Source organism: Nocardia citri (assembly GCF_054065835.1).
Genome location: NZ_JBSUQM010000018.1, coordinates 60,259 through 76,892, shown reverse-complemented (window position 1 = coordinate 76,892; position 16,634 = coordinate 60,259). Strand labels below are relative to the sequence as shown.

At 66.9% G+C, this 16,634-nt stretch carries 16 protein-coding genes; 14 read left to right on the top strand and 2 right to left on the bottom strand.

The genetic code is table 11. From position 1 onward, the window contains the following. Positions 1 to 89: 89 nt before the first annotated feature. The 11 genes from ACW2Q0_RS22355 (at position 90) to ACW2Q0_RS22305 (ending at position 8,013) form a co-directional block, all read left to right on the top strand. Entirely contained in the window at positions 90 to 1,934 is a 1,845-nt protein-coding gene (locus tag ACW2Q0_RS22355; RefSeq protein ID WP_457192840.1) for a hypothetical protein, read from the top strand. Further along, on the top strand, positions 1,931 to 2,722 hold the full coding sequence (locus tag ACW2Q0_RS22350) for an ESX secretion-associated protein EspG (protein WP_457192839.1): 792 nt from the start codon (positions 1,931 to 1,933) through the stop codon (positions 2,720 to 2,722). Before ACW2Q0_RS22355 ends, ACW2Q0_RS22350 begins: the two co-directional genes overlap by 4 nt. Before the next feature lie 12 nt (positions 2,723 to 2,734). Continuing rightward, entirely contained in the window at positions 2,735 to 3,076 is a 342-nt protein-coding gene (locus tag ACW2Q0_RS22345) for a hypothetical protein (protein WP_457192838.1), read from the top strand. Between the two features lie 28 nt (positions 3,077 to 3,104). Continuing rightward, complete coding sequence (locus ACW2Q0_RS22340; RefSeq protein ID WP_457192837.1) at positions 3,105 to 3,404, top strand: YbaB/EbfC family nucleoid-associated protein; 300 nt, start codon at positions 3,105 to 3,107, stop codon at positions 3,402 to 3,404. Between the two features lie 149 nt (positions 3,405 to 3,553). Further along, a complete protein-coding gene (locus ACW2Q0_RS22335) occupies positions 3,554 to 3,853 on the top strand; it encodes a type VII secretion target (RefSeq protein WP_457192836.1) in 300 nt (99 codons plus the stop codon). 2 nt (positions 3,854 to 3,855) lie between these two features. Then, positions 3,856 to 5,133 carry a hypothetical protein gene (locus ACW2Q0_RS22330; RefSeq protein ID WP_457192835.1) on the top strand — a complete coding sequence of 426 codons (1,278 nt, stop codon included), beginning with the start codon at positions 3,856 to 3,858 and terminating at the stop codon, positions 5,131 to 5,133. 25 nt (positions 5,134 to 5,158) lie between these two features. Beyond that, positions 5,159 to 5,491, top strand: a complete 333-nt coding sequence (locus ACW2Q0_RS22325; protein WP_457192834.1) for a PE family protein — start codon at positions 5,159 to 5,161, stop codon at positions 5,489 to 5,491. Between the two features lie 27 nt (positions 5,492 to 5,518). After that, complete coding sequence (locus tag ACW2Q0_RS22320) at positions 5,519 to 6,499, top strand: PPE domain-containing protein (protein ID WP_457192833.1); 981 nt, start codon at positions 5,519 to 5,521, stop codon at positions 6,497 to 6,499. Next, positions 6,496 to 7,302, top strand: coding sequence for an ESX secretion-associated protein EspG (locus ACW2Q0_RS22315; protein ID WP_457192832.1), 807 nt, complete (start codon positions 6,496 to 6,498; stop codon positions 7,300 to 7,302). The genes ACW2Q0_RS22320 and ACW2Q0_RS22315 overlap by 4 nt, the downstream gene beginning before the upstream one ends. A 69-nt stretch (positions 7,303 to 7,371) precedes the next feature. Then, the gene (locus ACW2Q0_RS22310) at positions 7,372 to 7,674 is read left to right on the top strand and encodes a WXG100 family type VII secretion target (protein ID WP_364480487.1); all 303 of its coding nucleotides are present in this window, start codon (positions 7,372 to 7,374) and stop codon (positions 7,672 to 7,674) included. A gap of 48 nt (positions 7,675 to 7,722) precedes the next feature. Next, complete coding sequence (locus ACW2Q0_RS22305; RefSeq protein ID WP_457192831.1) at positions 7,723 to 8,013, top strand: hypothetical protein; 291 nt, start codon at positions 7,723 to 7,725, stop codon at positions 8,011 to 8,013. A gap of 99 nt (positions 8,014 to 8,112) precedes the next feature. Here the strand turns inward: ACW2Q0_RS22305 and eccE are convergent, their stop codons facing one another. After that, complete coding sequence (gene eccE / locus ACW2Q0_RS22300; protein ID WP_457192830.1) at positions 8,113 to 9,843, bottom strand: type VII secretion protein EccE; 1,731 nt, start codon at positions 9,841 to 9,843, stop codon at positions 8,113 to 8,115. A 258-nt stretch (positions 9,844 to 10,101) separates the two neighbouring features. Here eccE and eccB point away from each other — a divergent pair, with 258 nt between their 5' ends. Then, positions 10,102 to 11,607, top strand: a complete 1,506-nt coding sequence (gene eccB, locus ACW2Q0_RS22295; RefSeq protein WP_457192829.1) for a type VII secretion protein EccB — start codon at positions 10,102 to 10,104, stop codon at positions 11,605 to 11,607. A 24-nt stretch (positions 11,608 to 11,631) separates the two neighbouring features. Here the strand turns inward: eccB and eccA are convergent, their stop codons facing one another. Continuing rightward, positions 11,632 to 13,452 (bottom strand): type VII secretion AAA-ATPase EccA, encoded by a 1,821-nt coding sequence (gene eccA, locus ACW2Q0_RS22290; RefSeq protein WP_457192828.1) that lies wholly within the window; start codon positions 13,450 to 13,452, stop codon positions 11,632 to 11,634. 270 nt (positions 13,453 to 13,722) lie between these two features. Between eccA and eccD the strand changes: the two genes are divergently transcribed. Both eccD and mycP read left to right on the top strand, forming a co-directional pair. Continuing rightward, the gene (eccD, locus tag ACW2Q0_RS22285; protein ID WP_457192827.1) at positions 13,723 to 15,198 is read left to right on the top strand and encodes a type VII secretion integral membrane protein EccD; all 1,476 of its coding nucleotides are present in this window, start codon (positions 13,723 to 13,725) and stop codon (positions 15,196 to 15,198) included. Further along, on the top strand, positions 15,195 to 16,628 hold the full coding sequence (gene mycP, locus ACW2Q0_RS22280) for a type VII secretion-associated serine protease mycosin (protein ID WP_457192826.1): 1,434 nt from the start codon (positions 15,195 to 15,197) through the stop codon (positions 16,626 to 16,628). Before eccD ends, mycP begins: the two co-directional genes overlap by 4 nt. Positions 16,629 to 16,634: the final 6 nt, after the last annotated feature.

Below are 16,634 nucleotides of genomic sequence, written 5' to 3'. Positions count from 1 at the left end.
ATCGGTGTCGTATGTGCGTGGATGAGGGGCGACGCGAGGGGGTGCACACCGCGCGTCGCGGCAGCGCCGAGCCGGACAGGAGTTGACCGATGGCACCGACCGATGATCAGCCGAATATCGGCCAGGTCTTGAAGGGTTACGCGACTACCGGCACGGACAAGCTGACGTTGCCGGAGGGTATCGGCAGCGCCTGCGCCAAGGTATGCGCCGAGGTGCTGCGGGCGGTGGACGACGCCCGGAAATTGGTCGCCGACGAGAAACTCACCACGGTGGAACCGCTGAGCAGCCTGCTGTCGGGCACCACGCTGGCGGCGAAGTTCACCCGACGCGGTGGCGAACTCGACGATATCCTCGGCAGCCACGCCACAATCCTCACCGACCTCGGCGAGGCATTCGTCCTGGCCGACAAGAGTTATCACAAGGCCGACGACAAGGCCGCCGCGGATTTCGACGGTATCCGCACATCGATCACCAAGAACAAGTACGCCGTCATTCCGAAGCCGGACGGTTCGGGCGTCATCGGCGCGGACTGGCAAGACACCAGCCAGACATTGGATCGCAAAGAGGATAAGCCGCCGACCAAAGAGCAGCTCGATGGCCTGACGATCGATAAACAGCCGGTGAACCCCGAACCCGGTGTCAGCATCGACTGGAGACGGGAGTATCAAGCCTTCGCAGACCACTACGACGCGAATAACTTTCGCAAGTCCCAAATGTGGAACTATCTGGCGCAGCAACTGAGTACCGCCTTCGGTGAATTCGGGAATCAGCTCTCCACGGTCAGTGGCGAGTGGACCGGGTACGGCAAAGAGGCTGCGATATCGGCCAGTACGACGTATGCGGCGGCCACCACCCAGTTGACGAATGAGATGGACTGGGTCGGTAACACGCTGAACTACATTCAGGCCCAGATCGGCGAGGCTACCTCGGCTGTCTCGATGGCGCTGAGCGGCTCGTACAGCAAGACCACCAAGAACGCTGACGGCACGGTCACCACCGAGAGCGGAACAATGGATGACACCGCATCGCGCAATGCCGCGATCGGCGTCATCGACACCACGTACAAGAACGCCATCAATTCCGTCTCGGACGCGATTCCCCTGTTGACGCCGCCGAAGAGCCCGGTGGTCACCAAACCGGATCCCCGCACCACGACCAGTGGCAGCCCGACCAGTGGCAGCCCGACCAGTGGCAGCCCGACCAGTGGCAGCCCGACCGGCGGCACTACCGGCCCCGGCGCCACCCAGACCGCCGCAAACAGCCGGGCGGCACAGCAGGCGGCGGCCGACCAGCGCAAGGCGCAGCAGGAGGCCGACCAACGGGCCAGACAGGCGCAGGCGGACTACGAGAAACAGCGTCAACAGGTCGAGCGGGAAGCCGCGCAGCGCGAGGCGGACCAGACACAGCAAGCCGCGCAGCAACAGGCGCAGCAAGCCGCGCAGCAGGCGGCATCGCAGGCGCAGGATGCCTTGAAACAGGGTCTCGACAGTGCGAAATCGGCAGCCGAACAGGCCGCCCAGCAGGCGCAGGCCGCAGCCGCGAAGGATATGCAGTCCGCTGGTCTGGCGGGGCTGCCTTCCGCGCTGTCGGCGTTGGGCAAGGATGCGCTCAAGGCCGGCGCCGGTGCGGGCAAGGGTGGTGGTGCCGGTGGTGGCGCGGGTATCGGTGCCGCAGCGGGCCTTTCGCCGAATAGCCTGAGCTCGAAGCTCTTCCCTCGCGCTGCGCTCGGCGATGCCGCCGCGGCGGCATCGCCGACGCGCGCCGGGCTGGCGGCGAGCCAGCCAGGGTCGCCGGGCGGTATGGGGCCCGCGGGCCACGGTGCCGGCGGCCAGAACAAGGAGCACAAGCGTGCGGCCTATCTCGACTCGGTCGAGCACATCGAGGAGGCGCTCGGCGACGCGCCGGTGGTGGTCAAACCGGTTGTGGAGCAATGAATCGGACCTGGACGTTCACCGACCTGGAGTTCGTGGTCCTCTGGGAGCGGATTCACGACGATTTTCTGCCCCTGCCATTGTCCTTCGCCACCAACCTGCGTACCTGGGCCGAGCTCGATCGGGCGAAGGCCGAGGCCGGGGATCGGCTGCTGCGCACACGTGAGCGCACCTTCGACGGGGTGCTGGAGGCGATCGCGCGGGCCGATATTCGGATAGCGGTATCCGGTTCCGATGGTGCCGATCCCGCGAATCCGGCGGGAAGTATCCGGATCTACGCGACGCGTAAGGCCGATCGTGGATATGTAGTGCGGCAGTCGCCGGGCGAAACGATATGGCACAGTGCGGGATTCACTATTACCGAGGTGGACGCACTCGACTTGGCCGAGGCGGTCGTGCGGCAGTTGCCGCACGTCGATGCCGGCAAGATGTCGGGAATTGTGCTCGATTCCGATGCGCCCGCCGATAACGACGGCATGGACTATTCGTTCGGCCGCTCGATAGTGCTCGATTCATTCGAAGACTCCGTCGGTCGGCGCGCCGAGCACTTCCTGGCGTTGCCGACGAGCACTGTCGGGATGCTCGAGATCAGCCAGGGCAGTTCGCGATACGGACCGCGCGGGATGGTGCGACGACGGCTGAAATGGCGGGATGTGGTTGCCGACGGACGCTATGTGATCAATGCCGGCAGTCCGCCGGTGGCCTCGGGCGCCGATGCCAAGCGATTCGTCGCAATGGTCAACACCGAGATCGCCACCGTGATTCGTGTGATCAAGGACGAACGAGTCTGAAAGGTGACGTGCATGGGCGAAATACAACCGGGTCCGCCCGAATGGACCGCGACCTCCCGCAGCGGCGCGATCTCGGTACGCACCACGGAACAGGGTCTGCCGCTAGGTATTTCGATCGAACCGGCCGAGCTGAAGCGGGATCCGCAGGGGCTGGCAGCGGAAGTGCTGCGGCTGTGCAGGCAGGCGGCCAATCGGGCCGGGATGGCGCGCAGGGCCGAGTTGGCGGCGGCGGGGATGCCCGGCGAGATGTTGGCGCTGACGGGGTTGCCGACCACCGAAGATGTGGCACGCCAGGAATTAGCCGAGGAGCAGGAGTACGAGACCGAGCCGGATAGCTGGCTGCGTCAGGTGTAGTCGCCGTTGTCCGAGAGGAGTTTTCATCGTGTACGAGACCATGGACGAGCTGATGGCCGGCGTCGCGCGGCGGCTGTATCGGCTTCGGGATCTGACCGACGATATGGCGGGGGTGCGCGGCCGTGAGTCCGCGCCGAACGGTTCGATCACCGTCACGGTCGACGGCAACGGTACGTTGCTGGATCTGCGGTTCTCCCAAGCGGTTTCGCGGATGACGCCAGCGGAATTCGAGTCGGCACTGGTAGCGACCGCGGCGGCCGCGGCCCGGCGGGCATTCGAGCGGCGTAGCGAATTGGTCACCGCCTTCAACGAGGAAGTCGCCGAGTAGACACCCGACGTTCACTCTGTCCCCGTAGAACTTTTGTCAAGAACCTTAAGTTTGTCTGAATCTGTCTCCAGGCTTTGCAGTTCGATCGATAGGTTCTATGAAGAGTCGTCAATTCCGTTACGGGATGGGGGATCACAATGAGCGAACTCGTGGCAACACCTGATGCGATTCGCGCGTATGGGGACGCGGCAGTGGTCATGGCCACCGGTGTCGCGACGGCCGGTGCGTTCGATCAGGTGGCCACCGTGGCGGCGGCCGCGCCGGTATTCGGCTTGATCGGCCAGGACTTTCTGATGGCGTTCGCCTACGCGCAGTCCAATCACGTGAGTTCGATGTTCGAATTGGCGGGTGTACACGCGGGTACCGCACTGACCGCGCACCAGGGCGCCGCCGCCTACGAGGCGGCCGAGGCGGCATCCGGCACCGAATTCGGCGCTGCCGGCGTCTAGCAATGACCGCGCCGCTCGACCCGTCGATCGTGGATCTGCTGCGCGGCAGTGCCCTTGCGCCGCTGATCGATCGACCGGTCAACGACATCCTGCGGGATATGGGCCTCGGGCCCCTACCCGAAATCTCCGGGCTGCCACCGCTGCCCGAACTGCCGCCGCTGCCGGTGATCGATCTGGCCGCTTTGGCCAGGCCGCTCACCGATATGGCGAGTGGTTTCGGTACCGGAAATCTCGGCGCGTCCGCGGGCGGCGGACCTGATCCGACCAAGGTGCTCTCCGATACCGCACAGGCCGCGCAGACCGCGATCCAACTCGGAACCCAAGCACTGCAGACGGTGCTGTCGCTGTGGCAGGGCTTGGCCGCGATGCAGGCCGCGAACAAGGCCGGACAGGCCTCGGAAAACGGCGCGGAACTCGCCACGCAGAGCGCCCAGGAGAAGGCCTCGCTCGCGGGCGGTGCGACCTCGGTGGCGACCGGCGGCGCGCTGATGGCATCGGTCATCGCCAAGTACATGGCCACGGTAGCCGCGGCGACGCCGTGGCTGGCAACCGGTGGCGGACAAGCGTTTATCGCGGCGGCGACCGTTGAGGCGATCACCGAGGGCATCGCGGTGGTGACCAAGACCCGGGTCGAAATGACCGCGCATTCGGCGCATATGACCGCGGTCGGCAAGAAGGTCAAGGTCACCGATGCCCCCAAGGGCGTCGACTCGATGCAGCAGGTCATGCAGTTGCTGACCCCGCTGATGACCATGGCGCAGACCGGCGCGCAGACACTCACCCAGGTGGCGACGCAGCACGCGACCGAGTCTCGGAAACTGCAGGCCGACGCCATCGCGAAGGAACAGCAGGAGCGCGAGGCGAAGGAAAAGGACGAGACCGAGCACGACGGTGCCGGTGCGGGCGGTGGCGGTATCGGCGGTGTCGGCGCGGCCCCGATATCCACACCACTGAGCCCGTGGACCGGCCCACGCACCGCCGGACTCAGCGGTATGCCCGGCTTCAATGCCGCCGGAACCGGTTCCGCGGCCGTGGAACCCGCCGCTGCGGTGCGCGGCGTCGCGGGCGCACCGGGCACCCCGGGCATGATGCCCTACGGTGCGACGGGCGCGACAGGTGCGCGCGGGGCCGGGGATGCGGGCGGTGATTTGCCCGGCTTCCTGGTCAATGCGGCACACGGTGAAGAGGTCGTCGGACCGATCGAGGGGGTCTCGCTGCCGGTGGTCGGCGCGACCGAACAGATTTCGGAGCCACCACCCGATAAGGAACTCACCCTCTGAGGGTTCGTTGATTCAGGAGGTTGCGATGGCAAGCAGCGGTATGAATTTCGATGGAGTGCTATTCGATCCGGCGGCGGCCAAGGACGCGGCCGCCCGGCTCGACGGACTCGCGGCCCGGCTGGAAGCGGAACTGCGCGAGGGCTCGCCCGCGTTGACGGTGCGGCCGGCCGGTGCCGACGAGGTTTCGGGACGCGCGGCGCAGACGATGAACGATGTCGCGGCCTCCTACGGCCAGAGCGCGGCCGCGGGAATCGTGGAATTGCGCAAGCTGGCGGCGACACTGCGCGCGCAGGCCGCGCAGTTCGGTCGCGCAGAGAACGACAATGTCGCCGATTTCGGCTTCCCCGGCGCCGCCTGATCACAGCGAAAACGACACGGAGCCGACATGATCGAACCACCGCAGCCCGGTTTCACCGGTGTGGTGTGGGACGCGCGCGAGCCGGATCGGCTGGCGCGTGAACTGTCCACCGGTCCCGGCGCAACGCCGTTGGCCGAGGCCGGTGCCGCGTGGACCCGGCTGGCCGCCGGATTCGGTTCGGCGGTCGCCGAATACGAACTGATCGTCGGGTCGCTGCGCGGTGCTTGGCAGTCCAATACGAGCGGCCCGGTACTGGACCGGATTTCGCAGCTGCGCGACTGGCTCGCCGACGCCGCGACGGCCGCGAGCGGTAATGCGATACGCGCTGAAACCCAGTCCGCTGCTTATGAATTGGCCCGGCTGACCATGCCGCACACCGCCGAGATCCAGGCCATCCAGGCGGTACAGCGGATGCTCGAATCGATCGGCGGCGGCGCACTCGGCGCACCGCTCGAGGCGGTGGCCGCCGCGACCGATACCGACGCCGATATGGCGAAGGCGGCGGCCGCGCGGGTGATGCGGACCTATGAGGCCGCGACCGAACCACTGGCGACGCCGTGGATTCAGCAGGAACCGCCGGTGATCGCGTCTGCCGGGGCGCTCGCCGCCGAGGAGGAGAGCGCGCCGGTGCCGGCAGCGACCTCGGCCATGCCCGCACTGCCCGCGATCGCGCCGGGCATGTTCGTGCCGGGCGGTATCGGCGCGGTTCCCACGGCCACGAAACTGCAGCCGTATCGGGCACCGGTCTACACCGAGGCACCGACGCCAGTGGAAGTGACGACGCCGCAGCCTGTTCCGACCTCGACCGCGAGTTCCAGTGCGCTGCCTATGGTTCCCGGCGCGATGACGGCAGGCGGTGCGGAGGAAGAGGAGTATGGCCCGCGCGCGGGGGCAGTGACCGGTGACGCCATCGGCGCCGATCTCGGAATCGCGGCCGCGCCGGCGGTACTCGGCGCGCCCGAAGCGCCCACAGCCACCGGTCGGACGGCATTGGGAGGTGCCGAATGACGACCATGACGAACGACGGCCTGCTCGCGGTCGCGCAACGACTCGGAGTCCAGACCTTGCCGATCGTGCTTTCGGTTGGACCGCAACAGGATTCGTACGACGCCTGGGTCGAGGCGCAACAGCGCGCGGTGACCGAGCTGGTCGGCACGGGAGTGCTCGACGCCGAAGGCGAGGTCGAATCCGAACTGGCCGATGCCATGTTCACACTGGCCCAACCCGATCGCGAGCTGGTCGCGCGGATCTATGCGACCGCGCCAGGCGCGACCGCGGCGGTGACCCGAATCTGCCTGGCCCGCCGCGGCGAACAGCATGCCCTCGCGGTGCGCACCGGTGACACCTTCGACGTGCGGACCGTCTGGGCGGACGGATCGGGCGATGCACTCGTGCGCCCGCTGCTCGCGGCGCTCGGATCCGGAAAGCCCGCGGAGGTGGTCAATTTCAGCGCGTTGTCCACCGAATTGGGCGAGCGGCTGGCCGCGGCACAGACCTCCGAGGACTACGCGGACGCCGTGTACGCCCTCGGCGTCGCCGGTCGCGACGCCACCGCGTACGGGCTGGCCTTCGCCTCCTGCCATGCCTTCGCCGAGATCGTGGCCTACGCCCATCTCGACGGTACGACGACCCGGCCGCCCGGTGCGGTGGCGGTCTATGACACCGGACGCGGTCGCATTGTGGCCGCGCCCGGGATTGCTGCGGATCAGCAGGTCTGGTCCACGGTGACACCGGGCACCGATCACCGTATCGCGCAGGCGATTTCGGCATTGATCGAATCTTTGCCCGGGGGAAGGTGGCTTCCGCAGTAAACCTTCCGGCGATGTCACCCGACATCGTTTCCGGGCATTGCAGAATCACTACACGAGAGGGTGTCCACGATGAGTGGTGAAGGTGTACACGTAGATGAGGCGACCGCGAAGAAGGCCGAGGAATTCATGGCCGCCGCGGTCGACAACATGCAGCGCACGCTGAAGAAGATCGATGACGAGGTCGCCGCGGCGACCCACTGGGAAGGCGATGCGAAGGCGGCGTTCGTCGCGGCCTCGACCAACTGGGCCCAGCACTCCCAGGAGCTGCACAAGAAGCTCAACGCCATTACCGAGCAGGTCGGTCACGGTACCCAGCAGTACATCCGGATGGAGCAGGAAAACCGCGAAGGTTTCGAGCACATCAGCCTGTAATCGCCTGGGCCGAAACACTATTCAGTCTTCGATTCGGAGGTAATCACCATGACTATGGCATACGCCAAGGGCCCGATGATGGCTTTGTTCAACGATCTGGTCACCCTGCACGGCGATCTGGTCAAGTACGGCAGCGATATGGAGGACGCGGGCGGCGTGCTCAAGGTGGCATGGGAGGGTAACGTGGCCCACGCCAGCTTCAAGCAGGTCTACGACGCCTGGCACAGCCAGTACGGCGACACGCTCACCTCGCTCAACAATGTCGCCGCGGCGGTGGAGAACTCGCTGCACCGCGCGCTCGGCACCGACAGCAAGATCGGCGACGGCTTCGGGGCCTGAGCTCGGCCGTAGCGATCGCTTGCGGGTCGCTCGAAAAGGTCAGCCGACTCACGGTCGGTCTGGAGCGGCGATGCTCCCGGACCGGCCGTGTGCTTTCGGTTACCGTGCGGCGGCCAGGGATTCGCCGATGTACCACATCTCGTCCGGGGTGGTGACCATATTCACCGTCGCGCTGGCCGTCGAGGTCCGCACCGTGATCAGGTTGGGAGCCGAAATATCCTGTACCAGAACGATATCGGCATCGAACTGCCCATCGGGCTGTTCCGGCGCGCGGACGTGCACGATGGTCGCGCCACCGGTCGGCGCGGCGGGTGCGATCCCGTCGAAGACCACGACGGTCGCGGTGGGAATCGGCCCACCGGGCTGTGGTGGTGCGATGTGCTGCGCCGCACCCGCGAACCGGGGTGCCAGCGAGAGCGAATGCGGCGCACCGACATTCAAGACCATGGACTGCCAGGCCTCGGGCCGGTCGGTGTGCACGATGGTGTGCGCGCCGAGGGCGATGGCCCGCAGGATCACCTGCTGGGCCAGATCCAATCGACCGATCACCTCGAGATGTCTGGTGCCGTCACCGATCAGCGGCACCGCGATGCCCTGACCCGCATTGTCGGCGCCGATCAGTTGACCGCAACCGGCGGTCGGCACCACGATACCGTCGAGCGCTGCGAGCGGGCCGCGGTAATCGCCCGCGCTGTCGCCGCCGCCACGAGCGGCGCGGGCGGGCAGGCAGTCCAGCAGCGCCCGGAACTGTTCACCCGGCAGCGTGCGCAAGCCGGGCACGGGCGGCTCGACAGGTTCGGTCGCGGTATCGAAGCGGACCAGCGCGCCCAGCCGGATCGACGGGGAACCGGTTGCGCGTCCATCACCGGGCCGCTGCGCACCGGGCCGCAGACGCACGGTGAGCGTGGTCGCCAGACTGGGGGTGGCCCAGATATCGGCGAAGCCGCCCGAGCCGATCAGTTCCGGGCCGATCTCGTAGCTGGTGAGGTAGAGGCCCTGGTGTGCCAGGGATTTCGGGCTTTCGACGAATCCGTCCAGTGGGATGCCGCGGGTGAGTTGGCGCACCGCGCTGTTCATCTCGCCCGCCGTCAGCACCGATACCGAGATGTCGCGGGCGGCGAGCCGGTTGGCCACCCGGCGGGTCGCGATGATCGCGGTCCGCAGCGCACCCGCGCCGCCACCGCCGCGGTTGTCCACGGCCTCGGCATTGGCGAGTGGATCGAGTCGCAGCACCAGCCAGACCGTGCGATGCGCGATGGCGGGCAGTGGGCCGAGGATGCGGTCGTAGAGCTGGGCCACTGGACCACCACCCGCGGTCCGCGCGCCGGTGCTGATCACATCGATCGAGGCCAGGTTGATATCGAATTGGCTGAGGCAGCGACCGATTTCGGTGAGCCGAAGCACCTGGTCGGTGGACAGCGAACCGCGCCGCAGCAGCGTCAGCGCATCCGGAGGCGGATCGATGCGCAGCATGGTGAGCAGCAGATTGCCGTCCCAGCGCACGCCGTAACTGCCACCCTCGGGCAGCGGCACATCGAATGCGGCCTGGCCGGCATCGGCGGGGCCGGGCCGGGTCCGCCGCCAGCGAAACGCGATCGCGCGCGCCAGCATGCCGACGATATTGCGTGGCTCGCGTCGACGCACCGGCACGGCGCCGACAATGAGAACGACGGCGGCGACCGCGATGACGGCGGCCGTCGGCGCATGCAGTGCCGTCGCGATCCAGGCCGCGATTGCGGCAATCAGCGCGAGCGGAATCGTGAGTCGCAATGGCATTTGTCGCAGCAGCCAGAATTCCGGATCACGTAACGTTGTATGCGTCGCGTTCACGGAGTTTTCGTTTCCGGTTAATTCACGCGCGTTCGTTCCGGAGTCGGTATCGCGTTTGTTCACAGCCCCGTCCCCGATAAGCAGACCAGTATTGCGATAACAGTACCGCGTCAATTTGCGTTCGTAGCCGACACTGTGGCGCGACCTGCGATCAGTTGCTACCACAGAATAGTTTGCTCGATCGTCGCTGGATTGACACCTCGGTACCGAACGATACTGTAATTATCCTGTTCCTTCCCGTCGTTCGATGGAGACCATGTGCCGGCTCAGCTGACCACCAAGGCCCAGGTCAACGGCTACCGTTTTCTGTTGCGCCGACTCGATCACGCACTGGTCCGACGCGATGTGCGGATGTTGCACGACCCCATGCGATCTCAGCTGCGTTCGATGCTCGTCGGCGCCACTCTCGGCCTGCTCGTGGTGGCCGGGGCGGCCATCCTGGCCTTCCTGCGGCCGCAGGGCTCGATCGGCGATGCCAATATCGTGGTCGGCAAGGACAGTGGCGCGCTATATGTGGTGGTCGCCGAATCCGAGGACAAGAAGGACGACAAGCGCCTGCACCCGGTGCTCAACCTGGCCTCGGCCCGGTTGATCAGCGGCAGCAACGAAACACCCAAATCGGTGCAGGATGCGAAGCTTTCGTCGATGCCGCGCGGTCCGATGCTCGGTATCCCGGGCGCGCCTGCCGCGCTGCCGGGTTCGCGGCAGGGCGGCCGGTCGGACTGGTCGCTGTGCGAAACGGTGCAGCTCTCGATCACCGGCAGCGCCGCTGCGGCGACCGGTGTGGAAACTGCCGTCTTCGCTGGTAAACCCCAACTGGACGAACGCATTCGGACCCTTGGCCCATCGGATGCGCTGCTGGTGCGGCGCTCCGATAAGACCTATCTGATCTACGACGGCAAGCGCGCGGAGGTCGATCCCGGCAACTCCGTGTTGGCCCGCGCGTTGAACCTGGCCGCATACAAGCCGCGGCCCGTCGGGACCGGCATGCTGGATGCTGCCATCGCGGTTGCGCCGCTGGCCGTACCCAATATTCCGAAGGCCGGACAGCCCGGTCCGGCAAAGCTCTCCGATGTGCCGGTCGGCGGTGTCATCGCGGTCGGCGGCACCGGCCGCACCGATCAGTCCCAGCTGTATGTGGTGCTCGCGGACGGGGTGCAGCCGGTGACCGATTTCGCCGCGCAGGTCATCCGCACCGCGAATTCCCAAGGCATGCGTGAGATCAAGGCCGAACCGCCGGACGTGCTGACCAATATGGCGGTACTGCACCAGCTTTCCCTCGACCACTTCCCGGCCACCAGCCCGAAGATCGTCTCCGCTGAGGATGCGCCGGTCACCTGTCTGAACTGGGCAAAGGGGCCCGAACCCGCCAAAGACGCGACCGAAAGCCCCACCGACCGCGCCGCGATCACTCTGCTCGCGGGCAATCGTCTGCCGCTGCCTGGTGCGGCCGAGCCGGTGCGCCTGGCCACCTCCGACGGCACCGGTGACCGGGTCGACTCCGCCTACATCCCACCGGCTTCGGGGGAGTTCGTGCAGGTCACCGGAACGGAGCCGGGCAGTTTGCGACGTGGTGGCCTGTTCTACGTGACGGACAACGGAATCCGCTACGGCATGCCGGATGTCGCTACCGCACAGGTGCTCGGCCTCGGCAGCGAACCGCGCCTGGCGCCGTGGTCGATCATCGGTCAACTGGTGCCAGGACCGACGCTGTCGAAGGACGACGCCCTGGTCGAACACGACATCCTGCCCGTCGGAAACTGATCGCGGGCCCGCGGTTTCGGTTGCTCAGACGCCGAGTGCGGCCAGCACGGTGCTGAGCGCGGCCTGCATATCCGGCGCCTCGATGCGCATCAGCACCGTCTCGTCCACCGCGCTCAGATCCAGCGACTCGTCATTGGCCAGGCGGAATTCGCGTTCCTCCTCCGCGGATTCGATGAGGTTGCGCACGAATCGACCGTTGCCCGCGAGATCGATGCCCCGCCGCGGCTGTCCGCTCTGATCGACCCGCTCGGCCTCGTAGAGCCGCCCGCACGCCTCGACCAGCAGTTCCATTGCCCCCTCGGATAACTCGGAATCGCGCGAGCGGGCGATCAGGCTGCCGATCCGGCCGAGCTCGGTCGGGGTGTAGGACGGGAACTGCAGGCGTTTGGCGAAACGTGAAGCCAGACCGTCGTTCGCGGCGAGTAGTCGGTCGATCTCGCCGTCGTAGCCCGCGATGATGACCACCAGCCGGTCACGGTCGTTCTCCATCCGGGCCAGCAGCGTATCCACTGCCTCGCGGCCGAAGGCGTCACCGCCCTGCAAACCGGTCTGGATCAGCGTGTATGCCTCGTCGATGAACAGCACACCGTCCATCGCGGTATCGATCAGCTTGTCGGTCTTGATCGCGGTGCCGCCGAGATTCTGGCTCACGAAGTCCACGCGTTTGGCCTCGACGACCTTATCGGTCTCGAGCAGGCCTACGCCGCAATAGATTTTGGCCACCACCCGGGCGATGGTGGTCTTACCGGTGCCGGGTGGACCGGTGAAGGCCAGGTGGTTGCCGCGAGCCATGCTGGCCATTCCCTTTTCGGCCCGGATCTTCGCCAGCTGCGCGGTCGCCTGCAACTTCGCGACCTGCGTTTTCACCGATTCGAGGCCGATCTGCTTATCCAGTTCGGCGCGGGCATCGGCCAGGATCCTCTTGGCGCGGTCCTCGGCGTCGGCATGCTGCATCGCCTCCGCCGAGGGCGCCGAGGCCGGATCCCAGCGGTCGGTGCGCGCATCGATCGACTCTTTGGTGGTCACCGTGAGCCGGTAGGTGCGGTCGCGCATGGCCGCGGTATTCGCGGCGAAATCCGGTGCCTGCGAATACACCTTCTCGAAAAGGGCCTGTGCCTCGGCTTCTTTACCGGTCTCGCGCAGGCACAGGCCACGGCAGAACATGGCGGTGGTCCGGGCCGCCGGAATCGGGCCCGCCTCGGTCTGTTCCATGCGGCGGATGGCCTCGCCGAACAGACCGAGCTGGGCGCAGGCCGAGCCGACCATCACATGTGCGCCCGCGGCTAGATACGGGTCGTCCCATTCGGCGGATCCGGCGAGTACGGCCATCACGTCGGGCCAGCGCTGGGTGTTGAAATGCAGTACGCCACGGATATAGGCACAGATCCGATCGTCGATCTCCCGATCGGTATCCGAGAGCATCGAGGCGCGATGGGTGGCGAGTTCGTCGAGTACCCGTTCGGCCTCGTCGTACTCCTTCTCGCTGATCAGCTGTGCCGCTTGGGCGAGCCAGATTTCGGCGTGGCTCGCCAGCGGATAGTCGATGTACAGCCCGGCCAGGAAACGTCCGGCCAAGGCCCGCGGAGCCAGCCCCAACCGGCGTTGCTCGCGGAAAAGTGTTGTCCCGCTGTTCTTGTACAGGTTGTAGAGCACCTCGGTGGTGACCTCGCCCGCCGCGGCCCGGCCGAGCCAGGCATCGCACATCGTCGGGTCCCACTCGGTGGCGCGCTGAAACGCCAGTTTCGCGTACTCGAGATCGCGAGCCGATTCCTGTCCGTCGATGCTCAGGCCCAGCGACAGGATTCCGGCGTCGAAGGCCCGTTGTGCTTGGCGGTTGCCGGTCATTGCTGTCAAACTCCGAAGTGTTGGTTGGAGCCATCTTTTTGTCGCGCGATTGTGCGCGTACATCTTCCGGCCAGCTTAGCGATCGCATCGGCTCGGCTCGTCCGATACATTATGTTTTGCTGCCGATGGGTTGCAAAGTGTGCGACAACCACATCCGACGGGGGATACGTTCGTGCGAGAGTGGATCCGAGTCGCTGAGTTGGTTCGACAGGTAGGAAACCGGGCGCAAGTGTTTGGATCGTTCCATAAAGAGCCGGGGTCGGTGCGCAATTGACCGAACCGTTGAGCAGCGGCACCCGCGCCGCCGAACCCGAACTGTGCCGGGTCTCCGTCATCGGTGGAAATACCCAGCTCGATGTCGGGCTGCCGGCGACCGTGCCGATCGCCACATTTATCGGTGATCTCGTCGCCCTGATCGAATCGCGCAATCCCGATGTGGTGGAGGGCGACGACGGCGGCACCCCACTGCATACCGAACACTGGACGCTGGCCCGGCTGGGCCGTGACGCCATCGCACCGAGCCGCAGTCTCATCGAGGCCGAGGTGTTCGACGGCGAACTACTGGTGCTGCGTTCGGTCACCGCGAAGGAGTCGCCCGCGCTCTTCGACGATGTCATCGATGCGGTAGCCCGGCTCACCAGTGTCGATTTCCGTGGCTGGTCGCCTGCCGCGGCGCGCTGGACCGGTCTGGTCGCCGCGGTGTCGGCGGTAGTACTGGCGCTGCTGCTGCTCGCCGCCGGACGTGCACACGGCGGCGGGCTGGCCGCACCGTTCCTCGCGACCGGCGCCGCCATCGTCGCCGCGGTTGCCGCGGCCATCGCGGCGCGTAAGTACGCGGATCGATTGACGGCCACCTGGCTGTCGCTGTGCGCGCTGCTGTTGTTCTGCGGTGGCGCAGCGCTATTCGTGCCGGGTGCTCTCGGCAGTCCGCATCTGCTGCTCGGCTGTTCGGTCACAGTGGTGGCCGCGACGGTGATCTATCGCGCCACCGCGACCGGCGCCGCGCTGGCCGCGGCCGCGGTGACCGTCGCGCTGTTCGGCGCAATCGCCGCACTGGTGCGGATGATGTGGGATTTCGACCTGCCCAAGATCTGCGCCGCAATCCTGGTGGTGGCCATCACATTGATCTCCGGGGTGCCGCGGCTGGCGGCGGCGCTGGCCCGGCTGCCGATTCCACCGGTGCCGACCGCGGGTGGCGCGATCGATCCGGCGGATCACGAACCGCGCCCCACCATCGAGGGCATCGGCGCGATCGGCGCGACGGCACTGCCTTCGGCGGCCGGACTCGGTGAGCGGGCCAGGGTCGCGAACCAGTACCAGACCGGCATGCTCATCGCGTGCGCCATTGCCGCGGCGGTCGGTGCGCTCGGTGCCGCCGATCCGCTGGGATCCGCACGCTGGCAAGGGATTACGCTCGCCGTGATCGCCGCGGTGATCATCGGCCTGCGCGGCCGTTCGTTCGCCGATCTGGTGCAGGCGGGTGCGCTGACCGCGGGCGGATGCGTCGTCGTCATGGGGTTGATCACCGGACTTGCCCTCGGCGATTCGGGTCTGCTGCTGCTGGCGGGTGCGCTGTTGCTGGCCTGCGCGGCGGCGGTGGTGGTGTTCGGCGTGATCGGTCCGCACCTCGAGGTGACACCCGTGACGCGCCGGGCCATGGAGATCACCGAATATCTGCTGATCGTCGTGGTGATCCCGCTGGTGCTGTGGATCATGGGGGTGTATTCGATGGCCAGGAACATATGACCGCTCGGGCCGGCCAGCCCGGCTGGCGGCGCGGTACCGGAATCATCTGCGCCGCAGCGGTTCTCGGCGTATCTGTGCTCGCTTGGTCCGCCCCGGTCGGTGCCGTCCCGCCACCGACCGTCGACCCGGGTGCGCTCGGGCCGGCGCAGGCGCTCAGCGGTCGCCCCGCGCCCTTGGAGCCGACCGAACAGAAGATCGTCTGTGCCGATTTGTCGCTCATCGGTGCTCCGCCCGTTGAGCCGCCGCTGCCGCAGCGGGTGCTCAATCTGCCAGCGGCTTGGCAATTCAGTCGCGGTGCGGGACAAAAGGTTGCGGTTATCGACACCGGCGTGAATCGGCATCCCCGACTGCCCGCACTACAGGCCGGGGGCGACTATGTCTCGGACTCCGACGGCACCGTCGACTGCGACGGCCACGGCACCCTCGTCGCCGGCATTATCGCCGCCCGCCCCAGCCCGGACGATGCCTTCGTCGGCGTCGCGCCCGATGCCGAGATCCTCACCATCCGCCAGTTGAGTACGCACTATGAGCGCAAGGATCGCGCGGGCGGCGATCAGCCGCCGGATGCCATGGTGCGCTCCGGGTACGGCAGTGTGCTCGCGCTGGCCGCAGCGGTGGTGCGCGCGGTCGATTTGGGTGCCACCGTCATCAATATTTCCGAAGTCTCATGCAGCGCAGTCGGAACCGATACCGCCGACGTCCCACTCGGTGCCGCGGTGAAGTACGCCTACGACCACAACGTCGTAGTAGTGGCCGCGGCGGGCAATGTGGAAAACGGCGGTGCCTGCGAGAAGCAGAACGACCGTAGCGGCTGGGACAGCGTGCAGACCATCGCGAGTCCGGCGTGGTTCCAGCCCTACGTCCTGACCGTTGCCTCCATCGATCCGAACGGCGCACCCTCAGCGCTGTCGCTGCACGGGCCGTGGGTCGGTGCCGCCGCCATCGGGCGCAATATCGTCTCGCTCGACAATAAGCCGGGCGGCACCGGACTGGTCAACGGCGCGATCACCCAGGAGGGCACCGGAACCATCCAGGGCACCAGTTTCGCCGCACCCTACGTCGCCGGACTCGCCGCACTGGTCCGGTCCCGGTTCCCGGAGTTGACGGCCGGACAGGTGATCGAGCGGATCACCCGCACCGCACATGCACCGGGTCCCGGCCGTGACGATCGGGTCGGCCACGGCCTGATCGATCCGCTGGCCGCGCTCACCGCGCAACTACCGGATAAGCCGGTGAGCGTCGGTTCCGACACCCCGCGTGCGATGGCGGCCCCGGTGCATCCGACCGGACCCGATCCGCTGCCGCGCCGTATCGCGATCATCGGCTCGCTCGCCTGTCTGATCATCTTGGGACTCGTTGCGGCACTGTCGATTCCGTTCCGGCGCGCTCGGGGTTGGGCCGACCTCGAGTCCGAAGCAACCGAGCAGTAGAGGACC